The sequence below is a fragment of the Acidovorax sp. ST3 genome, from assembly GCF_003231145.1.
GTDB lineage: Bacteria > Pseudomonadota > Gammaproteobacteria > Burkholderiales > Burkholderiaceae_C > Acidovorax.
This window is the reverse complement of the sequence record NZ_QKVP01000132.1, coordinates 1-526: the sequence shown is the minus strand read 5'-3', so window position 1 is coordinate 526 and position 526 is coordinate 1. Positions and strand designations below refer to the sequence as shown.

1 protein-coding gene is annotated in these 526 nt (G+C 62.2%); it reads left to right on the top strand.

Annotated features, from left to right (window positions below; all coding sequences use genetic code 11):
- Positions 1-93: 93 nt before the first annotated feature.
- Positions 94-526, top strand: a 433-nt coding sequence (locus DNK89_RS23955) for a TetR/AcrR family transcriptional regulator (protein WP_110962023.1), incomplete at its 3' end; no start/stop codon positions are given.

The window sequence follows — 526 nt, the reverse complement described above, 5'->3', positions numbered from 1 at the left end:
GTCAAAAAGTATACTGATCAGTGTAATTTCGTTTTCCTTGAAAGTACACCGCAGAGTGTAAAATTTTCGCTATCTTTTCCTTAGGACGTTCCCATGGCAGAAGCTCCACAGCGGCTTACCGACAGGAAGCGCGAGGCCATCCTCAGCGCCGCCGTGGAGGAATTCCGCACGGCGGGCTACGAGGCCACCAGCATGGACCGCATCGCCGCCGCCGCCGGCGTGTCCAAGCGCACTGTCTACAACCACTTTCCCAGCAAGGACGAGCTGTTCGGGCTGATGCTGGAACACCTGTGGAACCGCAGCGTCGCCAACGCCGGCGTGACCTATCGCGCCGACCAGCCGCTGGCTACGCAGTTGCGACACCTGCTGATGCGCAAGCTGGAATTGCTGGGCGACCCCAACTTCATCGACCTGGCGCGCGTCGCCATGGCCGAGATCATCCACACGCCGGAACGGGCCCAGGCCATCGTCTGCCGCATGGGCGCGAAGGAGGGCGGCGAAACCGCCTGGATCCGCGGCGCCATCG